This is a genomic window from Lacisediminimonas sp. (assembly GCF_030645335.1).
Lineage (GTDB): Bacteria > Pseudomonadota > Gammaproteobacteria > Burkholderiales > Burkholderiaceae_D > Lacisediminimonas.
In genome coordinates, this window is record NZ_JAUSNH010000138.1 from 1 (window position 1) to 11,559 (window position 11,559).

11 protein-coding genes are annotated in these 11,559 nt (G+C 62.9%); 10 read left to right on the top strand and 1 reads right to left on the bottom strand.

The features are described 5' to 3' along the window. The 4 genes from Q7T64_RS09980 to Q7T64_RS09995 all read left to right on the top strand — a co-directional run. Positions 1-437, top strand: a 437-nt coding sequence (locus Q7T64_RS09980; protein WP_304795086.1) for an enoyl-CoA hydratase/isomerase family protein, incomplete at its 5' end; no start/stop codon positions are given. Positions 438-502: 65 nt separating this feature from the next. Next, positions 503-1,477 (top strand): tripartite tricarboxylate transporter substrate binding protein, encoded by a 975-nt coding sequence (locus Q7T64_RS09985; protein WP_304795088.1) that lies wholly within the window; start codon positions 503-505, stop codon positions 1,475-1,477. A gap of 92 nt (positions 1,478-1,569) precedes the next feature. After that, on the top strand, positions 1,570-2,907 hold the full coding sequence (hmgA, locus tag Q7T64_RS09990) for a homogentisate 1,2-dioxygenase (RefSeq protein WP_304795090.1): 1,338 nt from the start codon (positions 1,570-1,572) through the stop codon (positions 2,905-2,907). A 159-nt stretch (positions 2,908-3,066) separates the two neighbouring features. Continuing rightward, complete coding sequence (locus tag Q7T64_RS09995) at positions 3,067-4,080, top strand: tetratricopeptide repeat protein (protein WP_304795091.1); 1,014 nt, start codon at positions 3,067-3,069, stop codon at positions 4,078-4,080. A gap of 111 nt (positions 4,081-4,191) precedes the next feature. On the opposite strand, the gene Q7T64_RS10000 is transcribed toward Q7T64_RS09995, so the two are convergent. Then, entirely contained in the window at positions 4,192-4,968 is a 777-nt protein-coding gene (locus tag Q7T64_RS10000) for an enoyl-CoA hydratase-related protein (RefSeq protein WP_304795093.1), read from the bottom strand. Positions 4,969-5,312: 344 nt separating this feature from the next. Between Q7T64_RS10000 and Q7T64_RS10005 the strand changes: the two genes are divergently transcribed. The 6 genes from Q7T64_RS10005 (at position 5,313) to Q7T64_RS10030 (ending at position 11,519) form a co-directional block, all read left to right on the top strand. Next, the gene (locus tag Q7T64_RS10005; RefSeq protein WP_304795094.1) at positions 5,313-6,587 is read left to right on the top strand and encodes a CaiB/BaiF CoA-transferase family protein; all 1,275 of its coding nucleotides are present in this window, start codon (positions 5,313-5,315) and stop codon (positions 6,585-6,587) included. Beyond that, positions 6,584-7,765: an acyl-CoA dehydrogenase family protein gene (locus Q7T64_RS10010; protein WP_304795096.1), complete on the top strand. Its 1,182-nt coding sequence runs from the start codon at positions 6,584-6,586 to the stop codon at positions 7,763-7,765. Before Q7T64_RS10005 ends, Q7T64_RS10010 begins: the two co-directional genes overlap by 4 nt. A gap of 107 nt (positions 7,766-7,872) precedes the next feature. After that, positions 7,873-8,334 (top strand): MaoC family dehydratase N-terminal domain-containing protein, encoded by a 462-nt coding sequence (locus Q7T64_RS10015; protein ID WP_304795104.1) that lies wholly within the window; start codon positions 7,873-7,875, stop codon positions 8,332-8,334. 94 nt (positions 8,335-8,428) lie between these two features. Further along, entirely contained in the window at positions 8,429-9,196 is a 768-nt protein-coding gene (locus Q7T64_RS10020) for a glucose 1-dehydrogenase (RefSeq protein WP_304795098.1), read from the top strand. A 195-nt stretch (positions 9,197-9,391) separates the two neighbouring features. Further along, positions 9,392-10,384 carry a tripartite tricarboxylate transporter substrate binding protein gene (locus Q7T64_RS10025; RefSeq protein ID WP_304795101.1) on the top strand — a complete coding sequence of 331 codons (993 nt, stop codon included), beginning with the start codon at positions 9,392-9,394 and terminating at the stop codon, positions 10,382-10,384. 19 nt (positions 10,385-10,403) lie between these two features. Further along, a complete protein-coding gene (locus Q7T64_RS10030; RefSeq protein ID WP_304795103.1) occupies positions 10,404-11,519 on the top strand; it encodes a CaiB/BaiF CoA-transferase family protein in 1,116 nt (371 codons plus the stop codon). The last annotated feature ends 40 nt before the right edge of the window (positions 11,520-11,559 follow it).

The following is an 11,559-nucleotide window of genomic DNA, read 5'->3' on the forward strand; positions in this document are numbered from 1 at the left end:
TGCCGGTGCCGGTGATTGCCGTGGTCCGTGGCCGCTCGATTGGCGCTGGCTGCGCCTTGGCCGGCGTGTGCGACATCACGCTGGCGGCCGACGACGCAGTGTTCCAGATATCCGAGATGGAACGCGACATACCGCCCACGCTGGTCATGGCGGCATTGCTGGGCCGGGTGCCGGTCAAGACGCTGGCGCTGATGGTCTATGGACGCGCCACGATCAATGCTGAACAGGCGCGCGATGCCGGCCTGGTGCAGGATGTATTTGCCAGCGCAAGCCTGGACCATGATGCTGGCAAGCTGATCGATACGATGCTGGGCAACAGCAGCGTGTCATTGCGGGCCGTGAAACAGTATTTGAGTCTGGCGCCCGGCATGTCGGCGCAGGCGGCAAGCGGGTTTGCCGCCCATCTCGTATCTACCGCCCTGTCAGCGCGATTTTGACCTGCTTCTGACCGGGCATTCCACTTTCGGCCCCTGCGGCCAGCTACCTGAATGAAAGTTGACTAATGAAAACTGCACACCGTTTCGTCGTCGTCCTGTTGCAGTGCGCCGCACTGCTTGCCACCGGCGCTGCCCATGCCGCTGACTATCCCGCCAAGCCGATCCGGATGCTGCTAGGCTATCCGGCCGGCAGCGGCATCGACAATGTCGCCCGCCAGGTCGCGCAGCATATTGAAAAAACCAGCGGCCAGACCGTGATTGTCGAAAACAAGCCCGGTGCGCTGGGCAATATCGCAGCCCAGGCAGTCGCCACGGCCACGCCGGATGGCTACACCATCCTGTTCACGCCAAATTCGGCAATGGGAATCAACGGGCATCTGTTCAAGCAAATGCCGTTTGATCCGGTCAAGGATTTCATTCCGGTGGCGACAGTGGCCACGCTGGGCTTCGTGATCCTGACCAACCCAAAGACCGTGCCAGCGAAAAACTTGCAGGAACTCACGGCAATGATCAAGAAAGAGCCAGGCAAATTCGCCTACGGCACCGGCAATGCGACCGGGCAGGTGGTGGGTGCGCTGTACGCAAACATGGCCGGACTGCAAGCGCAGAATATCCCCTACAAAGGCGTGCCGCCGGCCATGACCGACCTGTTGGGTGGTCGGCTGCAGTACGTGATCGCCGATGCATCGCTGGCGATACCGCAAGTCAAGGGTGGGCGGGTAAAGGCGCTGGCCGTCACTAACCGGACCCGGGTCGCCGCGCTGAAAGACGTGCCGACGATGGAAGAGTCGGGCTTGCCCGGCTATGACCTCTCCGCCTGGTTCGGCATTTTCCTGCCGGCCAAGGCGCCGGCCGAGGCGACCCAGTACCTCGCCGCACGCATCCGGCAGGCCGTGACCGACCCGGCGCTGGTGGAGTCGCTGCGCTCGATTGGCGTGGAGGCGCTGCCGGGCAGCGGCGCAGACCTGGCCAGGATGATGGCCAACGACACCGAGAAGTGGGGGCGTATCATCAAGCAGGCCGGTATTTCTGCCGAATAAGCTTGCAGCGAATGGCCGCGCAGGGACGGTGCCTGGCACCGTCTTGTTGCAGCAAGCAGAACAAGTAAGACCAGGAAACAGGAGTCCATCAAATGAAAAAGACAGCTCAGGAGCTGGCTGCAGCCGGCACCCTTGCGGCGCCGGCTTACCAATCCGGTTTCGGCAACGAGTTCGCTACCGAGGCGCTGCCCGGGGCCTTGCCGCTTGGCCGCAATGCGCCGCAACGCGCGCCGCATGGGCTCTATGCCGAGCAGATATCCGGCACCGCCTTCACTGCGCCGCGCAGCCAGAACCGGCGCTCATGGCTGTACCGGATCCGCCCATCGGCGGTGCACTTGCCGTATCGCTTGCTGGACAATGAGCGCATCGTCGGCGATTTCAGCACGGCGCCGCCGACGCCGCCAAACCCCTTGCGCTGGGATCCGCTGCCGATGCCGGTGGCGCCGACCGACTTCATCGACGGCTGGGTCACGGTGGCCGGCAACGGTTCGGCCGAGTCGATGGCGGGCTGCGCGATCCATCTGTATGCCGCCAACCGGCCAATGACGAATCGCTTCTTCAGTTGTTCCGACGGCGAGTTGCTGGTCGTGCCGCAACAGGGGCGTTTGCAGATCGATACCGAATTCGGCGTGGTCGGCATCGAGCCGCAGGAAATCGCCGTGATTCCGCGCGGCTGCCGCTTTCGCGTCATGCTGCCGGACGGCGCGGCGCGCGGCTACATCTGCGAAAATTTCGGTCCCTTGTTCAGGCTGCCCGACCTGGGGCCGATCGGCTCCAACGGGCTGGCCAATCCGCGCGACTTCCTGACGCCCGTGGCCGCATATGAAGACGTGGAAGGCAGTTTCGAGCTGGTGAGCAAGTTCAATGGCCGCATGTGGGCCGCGCCAATCGGGCATTCACCGCTCGACGTGGTGGCCTGGCATGGCAACTACGCGCCATACAAGTACGACCTGCGCCGCTTCAACACGATCGGCTCGATCAGCTATGACCATCCCGATCCATCGATCTTCCTGGTGTTGCAGTCACCCAGCGACAGCCCAGGCTTCGACCTGATCGACTTCATCATTTTCCCGCCGCGCTGGATGGCGGCAGAAGATACCTTCCGGCCGCCCTGGTTCCATCGTAATGTCGCCAGCGAATTCATGGGCCTGATCCATGGTGCTTACGATGCCAAGGCCGAAGGCTTCGTGCCGGGCGGCGCCAGCCTGCATAACTGCATGGCCGGACACGGACCGGATGCCGGCACCTTCGCGCAGGCATCGGCGGCGGATACCTCGGTGCCGCACAAGGTGACCGACACGATGGCGTTCATGATCGAAACGCGCCACGTCATCAAGCCCACGGCTTACGCGCTGGCTTCGCCGCAATTGCAGCCCAACTACTTCGAATGCTGGCAAGGCATCCGCAAAAACTTCCTGCCCCCGGCCTGACGCGCCCGGTTCCGCTTAGCGTTTGACTGGCGCGAGCAAGTAGATAACAATCCGGGGGCGCCGGCCGGCGCAGGATTGCCGGCTGCCCAGACACCCCGTCATTCGTTGCGCCCTGATACGCCGGGCCGCGACGAAGCTCACCCAAGGATTGCGTTTTCCATGCCGAATTTGAATGTGCCGCTGCGCCGCAGGAACTGGCTGGCGATCCTGCCCGTGTTGTTGTTCCCGCTGTTGTTGGTTCCATCACTGGCTGTTGCCGGCGATGTCGACGAGATGAACAAGCTGATGCAGCGCGGCGCACTGAAGGAGGCCCTGAGCCTGGCGGACGTCGCGCTCGCCAGCAAGCCGCAGGACGCGACCATTCGCTTCATGAAAGGCGTGGTGCTGGTGCGCCTGGAGCGCAAGCAGGACGCCATGGCGGTATTCGTTGCGCTCACGCGCGATTTCCCCAAGATGGCGGAGCCGCATAACAACCTGGGCGTACTGCAAGCCGGAAACGGCGACTACGAGAAGGCGCGTGAGTCGCTGCAGCGCGCCGTGCAATTGACGCCGGGCTATGCGGTCGCGCATGAAAACCTGGGCGATCTGTATGCGAGCATGTCGGCCTTGTCGTATGAAAAGGCGGCACAGTTCGACGCCGCCAACGCCAGGGCGAAATCCAAATTGACGCTGGCCCGCAACCTGACCAGTGCGGTCACGGCAGGTGCCGCGCCAGCGGGCCCGGTGCCCTTGCCAATGACAGCGGCGAGCACTGCGCCAGCGACAAGCGCTGCCGCAGCACCAGTAGCACCAGCAGCGCGCCCGCAGGCCACCGCCGTCGCCGCCATGACGCCAGATGAAAAGTCGGTGCTCGACTTGCTGACCCGGTGGGCAGGTGCATGGAGCGCGCGCGATGTCGCCGCTTATCTGTCGGCCTATGCGCCGGATTTCAAGCCGGCCAGCGGCATGTCGCTGGCGGCATGGAAAGCCGAACGCACGGCGCGTATCGTCGGCAAGAAAGAAATCCTGGTGGAGGTGCAGCAACCGCGCCTGCAAATCGAGGGAGAGCAGGCGACCGTCAAGTTCATCCAGTCGTATCGCTCGGACCGGATCACCAGTACCGATGTGAAGACGATGGTGCTGGTGCGCAAACAGGGCAAGTGGCTGATCCAGCAGGAAGAAGTGACTTCCTGACCATTCCCCGCATGGCGCCTGGATTTCTGGCGCCGGGCTGCGGTTTGCTGCATGGAAGGGCAGGTTCGGGCAAGCAGCCGGGGCAGGAGCCCCGGCCCCGCGGTTCTACTGTCAGCCCCGGAACTTCGGCTTGCGCTTTTCCATGAAGGCCTTGACGCCTTCCTGCGATTCATCGGTGCCGTAATACAGGCTCAATGCCTGCATACCCATTGCCCCGATGCCGCGAATCGAATCCGAATCCGCATTGAACGAGCGCTTGGCGATCGCAATTGCGGTCGGGCTCAAGGCCATGATCTCGTCGCACCAGCGTTCCACTTCGGCGTCGAGCTGGTCGGCCGGCACCACGGTATTGACCAATCCCATTTCCAGCGCCTGGGCGGCGGAGTAGCGCCGGCACAGGAACCAGATTTCGCGCGCTTTCTTTTCACCGGCCACGCGCGCCAGCAGCGCGGTGCCGAAGCCGGGATCGACCGATCCTACTTTCGGTCCGACCTGGCCAAAGATCGCGGTGTCCGCCGCAATCGCCAAATCGCAACATGTCACCAGCACATTGCCGCCGCCGATTGCATAGCCGTTCACGCGCGCAATCACCGGCTTGGGCACTTCGCGGATCAGTCCCTGCAGTTCCTCCACCGGCAGGCCGATCAGGCCGCGTCCGTCGTAGCCGCCGTCATGCGCCGACTGGTCGCCACCGGTACAGAACGCCTTGGTGCCGGTGCCGGTCAATACGATCACGCCGATCGATTTGTCCCAGCCGGCGCGGTTCAGGGCATGGATCATTTCTTCGCAGGTCTGGCCGCGAAAGGCGTTGTATTTGTCGGGCCGGTTGATGGCGATGGTGGCGGCGCCATTCTTGACGGTGTACTGGATGTCTGTGTATTCGGTCATGCCATGCGCTCCTGATTCGTGTTGTGTTGTGGTGTTGTTGTGTGCTGACCTGTACTGCTGTTGCGAACCAATGCGCTTCATTGAAAGATTGCATTGTCCGAGCTGATCCGGCCACTGCATATCTTACCGTCCAAACGCGCTTGCGGCAGTGCCGTCCAGTGCGCCTTGTCGTTGCAGCGGCATGGGCCCGGCGCCTCGCCGCTCCAGGATGGTAGCGATGGAGCGACATAATCGCATAAAATAGACTTGGAATTCATATATGAACGTTGTTCGTATATATGAACGATTGTAATGACACCCAGTCGCCATCATCCATTTCACCGACCGCATTGGAGATCCAACGCATGGCAGGAACGCTTTCCCATCTTCGGGTCCTGGACCTGACCCGCGTGCTGGCCGGTCCATGGTCAACGCAAATGCTGGCCGACCTGGGGGCGGACGTGATCAAGGTCGAGCGCCCCAAGCTGGGCGACGATACCCGCCATTGGGGGCCGCCGTGGGTCAAGGACGGTGACGGAAACGACACACGCGATTCGGCGTACTACACATCGGCCAACCGTAACAAGCGTTCGATCACCATCGACATCGCCAGCCCGGCGGGCCAGCAACTGGTGAGGGAACTGGCCATGCATGCCGATGTGCTGGTAGAGAATTACAAGGTCGGCGACCTGCGCCGTTATGGGCTGTCGTATGAAGACCTGCATGCCGTCAATCCACGACTGGTCTATTGCTCGGTCACGGGTTACGGCCAGGACGGGCCGTATGCCGAGCGGCCCGGTTATGACTTCATTTTCCAGGGCGAAGGCGGCCTGATGAGCATCAATGGCGAGGCAGATGACAAGCCCGGCGGCGGCCCCATGAAGACCGCGATTGCCGTGACCGATGTGCTGACCGGATTGAATGCCACGATCGCGATCCTGGCCGCAATCGAGCACCGTCACCTGTCCGGCTTGGGCCAGCATATCGATATCGCGCTGCTCGACACGATCGTGCATTTCGGCTCCAACCAGATCGTCAGCTATTTCACCAATGGCGAAATACCGCGCCGCTGGGGCAATACCCATCCCAACCTGACGCCTTACCAGCCGTTCAAGACAGCCGATGGGCACATCATCATCGGCTGTGGCAACGATGGCCAGTTCTGCAAGCTGTGCGCGGATATTGGCCGCGAGGATTTGCTGGCCGATGCGCGCTTCACCACCATGTCGGACCGCAATATCAACCGGGAAGTCCTGACCGACCAGATGGCGCAAACGCTGGTACAGCATCCGACTGCGCACTGGCTCGCCCTGCTGGAGGGTTCCGACGTGCCCAACGGCAGCATCAATACCTACGACAAGGTGTTCGAGCATCCGCAGGTCGTGCATCGCCAGTTGAAGGTGGACATGCCGCATTCGAAAGGCGGCACGGTCAGCACGGTGCGCAATCCGATCCGGCTGTCGGACACACCGGTGCAATACCGCTATGCACCGCCGCTGCGTGGCGAACATACCGATGAAATCCTGGCCGAAGTGCTGGGCAAGAGCGCCCTTGACATTGCGGGGCTGCGGGCTGCTGGTGCAATCGAAGCGGCAACGCCTGGCGCTCCTGCACCGGCAACACCGAAGGGGGCCGCATGACGAGCACGACCGGCTATGCATTGAACGACCTCCAGCGCCAGATACAGGACATGGTGCGCCGCGTGGCGCGCGAACGGGTGGCGCCGCGCGCGGACCAGATCGACCGCACGGCGGAATATCCGCAGGACATGTTCGACTTGTTGAAGGAGCTCGGCCTGTTCACCCTGCCGTTCCCGGAGAGGTACGGCGGTACGGGCAGCATGCTGTCGGCCTGCCTGGCAATCGAAGAGTTCGGCCGCGTCTGCTACAACACGGCCTACCTGCTGCTGGTGCAGTGGGTGCCGTTCGGCGCGATCCTGGCCGGCGGCACCGAGGAACAGAAGGAGCGCTTGCTGCCCGGCCTGGCCAGCGGTGCGCTGCGTGGCGCGTTTTCGACCACGGAGTCGCAAAGCGGTTCGGACGTCAGCGGCATCCTGACCCGCGCGGTCAAGGTCGACGGTGGTTATCGCATCAATGGCGCCAAGATATGGTGCACCAATTCGCCGGTTGCCGACTTCGTGCTGGTGGCAGCCAAGTATGATGCCGACCCGGCTGGCCAGGCCTTGCCCGGCAAGCCGGGTGCGATCAGCCTGTTCATTGTCGACAAGGATGCGCCCGGATTCACGGTCGGCCGCAAGGAAGACAAGATCGGCGCGCGCGGCGTGCCGTCATGCCCGCTGTTCCTGGATGATGTTTTCGTGCCGGATCAAAACCTGCTGGGCGGCGGCTTCAAGGTCGTGATGGAGGCGTTCAACGCCAGCCGTCCATTGATCGGCGCGCGCGGCGTCGGCCTGGCGCAAGGCGCCATCGATCACGCCGTCGCTTATGTACAGGAGCGACGCGCATTTGGCCAGCAGATCGGCGACTTTCAGGGCGTGCGCTGGATGCTGGCCGACATGGCGATCCAGACCGAAGCCGCGCGCAACCTGGTGTACCGGGCCGCTTCCATGGTCGACTCCGGCGCATCGTCTGCCGAGCTGGCGCCGATGGCGGCCATGGCAAAATGCTTTGCGTCGGATACGGCCATGAGGGTCGCCACCGATGCCGTGCAACTGTTTGGCGCTGCTGGCGTATCGGCCGACTATCCGATCAACCGTTACTTCCGGGATGCCAAGGTGCTGCAGATCATCGAAGGCACCAACCAGATCCAGCGCAATATCGTCGCCAATAGCCTGTTGGGCCGCACGGCGCGCAAGTAGGCCCACCGCATCAACGTCCAACCCCAATCCGTAAATCCTTTAACATCCAACAATCCAGGAGCAGGCAAGTGCAAACATCAGGACAATCCCCCGCGCAGAAAGACGACATGCCCATTGTCGGACTTGGCTTCTATTTCGAAGACCTGCCGGTCGGCCGGAAATTCCAGTCGCTCGGGCGCACCGTCATGGACGCCGACATCTGTGCGTTCTGCAATGTCATCCACATGACCGAGGTCCTGTTTACCGACATGGAATTCATCAAGAATGAATCCGACATCAAGGGCCGGATTGCGCCCGGTTCATTCATCTACGGCATTGCCGAAGGCTTGCTGGCGCAATCGACGATGCAGAAAACCGGCTATGCCTTCATCAACATGGAGCTGACCGTGCACCAGCCGGTATTTGCCGGCGACACCATCCATGTGGAATGCGAAGTGATCGAGTCGCGCCTGTCGGCCAGCCGTCCAGGGCGCTCGCTGGTACGCACGTCCAACAAGGTCGTCAACCAGCGCGGTGAAGTCGTATTGAGCTATACACCGCTGCGCATGGTGAAATGTCGCAACGCCTGAGCAGTGGCCTGGCATCCGGGCATCCGGATGCCGCTTGCCGTACTCGCCGCATGAATACCCGTTTTTGAATATCGATTACCCATAGGAGATGAGCATGCAGGGACTGAAAGACAAAGTGGTTTTGATTACCGGCGGCGCCGGCGGCATTGGCGCGGCGCTGTGCCGGCGCTTTGCGGCCGAAGGCGCAGCCGTCGCCGTATTTGACTTGAATGCCGCCGGCGCAGCCAGCGTCGCAGCCGAACTGAAGGCCGGTGGCGCACGCGCTGCCAGCTACGGTGTGGACATCACCGACCATGCTGCCGTCGCCGCCGCCGTCGCACAAGCCGAGACGGAACTCGGCCCGGTCGACGTACTGGTCAATAACGCCGGTTGGGACCATGCAGCGCGCTTCCTCGATACCACGCCGGAACTGTGGCAAAAGCTGATCGCCATCAACCTGGTGGGGCCGCTCAACATGCACCACACGGTGGTCAGGAACATGGCTGCGCGCGGCAAGGGCCGGGTGGTCAATGTCGCGTCTGACGCCGGTCGGGTCGGATCGTCGGGCGAGTCGGTTTATTCGGCCTGCAAGGGCGGCCTGATCGCCTTTACCAAAACCCTGGCGCGTGAAATGGCGCGCAAGCGCATCAACGTCAATGTCGTTTGTCCCGGACCGACCGACACCGCCCTGTTCCGCGATTTCGCCGGTGAAGGCGAGAGCGGCGACAAGCTGCGCGGCGCGCTGGAAAAAGCGATCCCCTTCGGTCGCCTGGGCCAGCCGGAAGATGTGGTCGGCGCAATCTGTTTCCTGGCGTCGGACGACGCGGCCTTCATCACCGGCCAGGTCATTTCGGTCTCCGGCGGCCTGACGATGGCAGGATGATGACGGCATGACGGTGGCGTGACGGGGCGGAACCGGGCGCGAGACCCGGTCCGCAGTCCATGGCCTGGACAAGGACAGACGATCCTGGCCGTGGAGCAGCATCTGATCCAGCAACGGGGCCAACAGCAGCGGCCCCGGCAACAGACATGGCAACAGAAGCACACGACGACACAATAACAATGATGGAGACAAAAAATGAACACCAGAAGCCACAAGGCAGTTCGCCGTAGCGCGCTGTTCGCCACCCTGGCATGCGCATTCGCACTGACTTTGCCAGCCCAGGCCCAGGATGCCTGGCCGAGCAAGCCGATCCGGCTGGTACTCGGATTTGCCGCCGGCGGCGGAACTGACGTCATTGCCCGCGGCATTGCCCAGAAAATGGGCGAGTCACTGGGTACCCAGGTGATCGTCGACAACAAGCCGGGCGCGAACGGCAATATCGCCAGCGACATGGTCGCCAAGTCGGGGGCCGACGGCTACACGCTGCTCTACAACACTTCCTCGATGGTGCTGAGCCCGGCGCTGTATGCCAAACTCAGCTACGACGCCAACCGCGATTTCACGCCGGTGGCGGCAACCGCCAACCTGCCGATCATCCTGGTGTCGGCGCCGGCCTTGCCGGTCAGGACGGCGCAAGAGCTGGTCAGCATGATGAAGGCCAGTCCCGGCAAGCTGAACTATGCATCGGCCGGCAATGGAAACATCACGCACCTGTCGGCATTGCTGCTGTTGAGCGCCGCCGGCACCAGCGCCACCCATGTGCCCTACAAGAGCGAAGCGCCGGCCGTGACCGACCTGGCTGGCGGACAAGTGCAGTTTTACATGGGCACCGCGCCGGGCGTGATGCCGCTGATCAAGGACAAGCGCCTGATCGCGCTGGCTGTCAGTACCGCCAGGCGCATGGACGCCTTGCCCGACGTGCCGACACTGTCTGAGTCCGTCGCCAAGGATCTGGAACTGGGCGCCTGGTCGGGCATCATGGCGCCTGCCGGCACCAAGCCGGAAATCATCGCCAGGCTGAACGGCGCGATCCAGGCAGCGATGAAAGATAAAGACTTGCTGGCCAAGTTTGCGGCGCAAGGCGCTGAGCCCAAGTACCTGTCCACACAGCAGTACGGCGCCTTCATCCAGTCGGAGTCGCTGCGCTGGACCAAGATCGTCAAGCAAAACAATGTGAAGATGGACTAAGCGCAAAAGGAGCCAGGCAATGACGCAAAAAACGGGACCGCTCAAAGGCATACGCATCGTGGAACTGGCCGGCATCGGTCCCTCGCCCATGGCTGCCATGATGTTGGCCGACCTGGGTGCAACGGTCCTGCGCATCGACCGCACCGAGCCGGTCAAGCTCGGTGTGGAGCGGCCCTTGAAATACAACCTGATGCTGCGCAACCGGCAGACCATTGCCGCCGACCTGAAGACCACCGCCGGGCGTGACCTGGTGTTGCAACTGGTGGAAAAGGCCGATGGCCTGATCGAGGGCTTTCGTCCTGGCGTCACCGAACGGCTCGGCCTGGGGCCGGACGATTGCCTGGCGCGCAATCCGCGCCTGGTGTACGGACGCATGACCGGTTGGGGGCAGGACGGCCCGCTGTCCCATGCGGCCGGACACGACTTGAACTATATCGCTGTCACCGGCGTGCTGGACGCCATCGGGCGCGATGGCCAGCCGCCGACGCCGCCCTTGAACCTGGTGGGCGACTATGGCGGCGGCGGCATGTACCTGGCGCTGGGGATGGTGGCGGCGATGCTGGAAGCGCGCAGTTCCGGCAAGGGGCAGGTGGTGGATGCCGCGATTTGTGACGGCGCGGCGTCGCTGGGCACGTCCTTGTTCGGCATGCATGCAGCGGGCCTGCTTGCGCCGCGCGGACAGAACATCCTGGATGCGGGTACGCCGTGGTATGAGGTTTACCAATGTGCCGACGATAAGTGGATTTCGATCGCGCCGATTGAAGGCAAGTTTTATAGCGACCTGGTGCAACGGCTGGGCCTGGGGCCGGCGGAGTTGGGCGATCAGAATGAGCGTGCCGACTGGCCGCGCGCCAGGCAGGCGTTTGCGGCGAAATTCCGGACCCGGCCACGGGATGCATGGTGTGCGTTGCTGGAGGGGACGGACGCGTGTTTTGCGCCGGTGATGACGCCGGCGGAGGCGCCTATGCATCCGCACCTGGTGGCGCGGAAAACGTTTATCGATGTGGAGGGGGTGATGCAGCCGGCGCCGGCGCCGCGGTTTTCGCGGACGGTTTGTGGGGTGCCGGTGGGGCCGAGGGAGATTTCGGAGGAGGGGACGCGGGAGGCTTTGGAGGATTGGTTGGGGGAGGGGTGATTTTGTAATGTTTTTGGTTGCTGGTTTGCGTTGCTGGCTT

Bases quoted from the DNA above. Each gene is read 5' to 3' on its own strand.
- Q7T64_RS09985 (WP_304795088.1), top strand. From the start codon at position 503: ATGAAAACTGCACACCGTTTCGTCGTCGTCCTGTTGCAGTGCGCCGCA.
- hmgA (WP_304795090.1), top strand. From the start codon at position 1,570: ATGAAAAAGACAGCTCAGGAGCTGGCTGCAGCCGGCACCCTTGCGGCG.
- Q7T64_RS09995 (WP_304795091.1), top strand. From the start codon at position 3,067: ATGCCGAATTTGAATGTGCCGCTGCGCCGCAGGAACTGGCTGGCGATC.
- Q7T64_RS10000 (WP_304795093.1), bottom strand. From the start codon at position 4,968: ATGACCGAATACACAGACATCCAGTACACCGTCAAGAATGGCGCCGCC.
- Q7T64_RS10005 (WP_304795094.1), top strand. From the start codon at position 5,313: ATGGCAGGAACGCTTTCCCATCTTCGGGTCCTGGACCTGACCCGCGTG.
- Q7T64_RS10010 (WP_304795096.1), top strand. From the start codon at position 6,584: ATGACGAGCACGACCGGCTATGCATTGAACGACCTCCAGCGCCAGATA.
- Q7T64_RS10015 (WP_304795104.1), top strand. From the start codon at position 7,873: ATGCCCATTGTCGGACTTGGCTTCTATTTCGAAGACCTGCCGGTCGGC.
- Q7T64_RS10020 (WP_304795098.1), top strand. From the start codon at position 8,429: ATGCAGGGACTGAAAGACAAAGTGGTTTTGATTACCGGCGGCGCCGGC.
- Q7T64_RS10025 (WP_304795101.1), top strand. From the start codon at position 9,392: ATGAACACCAGAAGCCACAAGGCAGTTCGCCGTAGCGCGCTGTTCGCC.
- Q7T64_RS10030 (WP_304795103.1), top strand. From the start codon at position 10,404: ATGACGCAAAAAACGGGACCGCTCAAAGGCATACGCATCGTGGAACTG.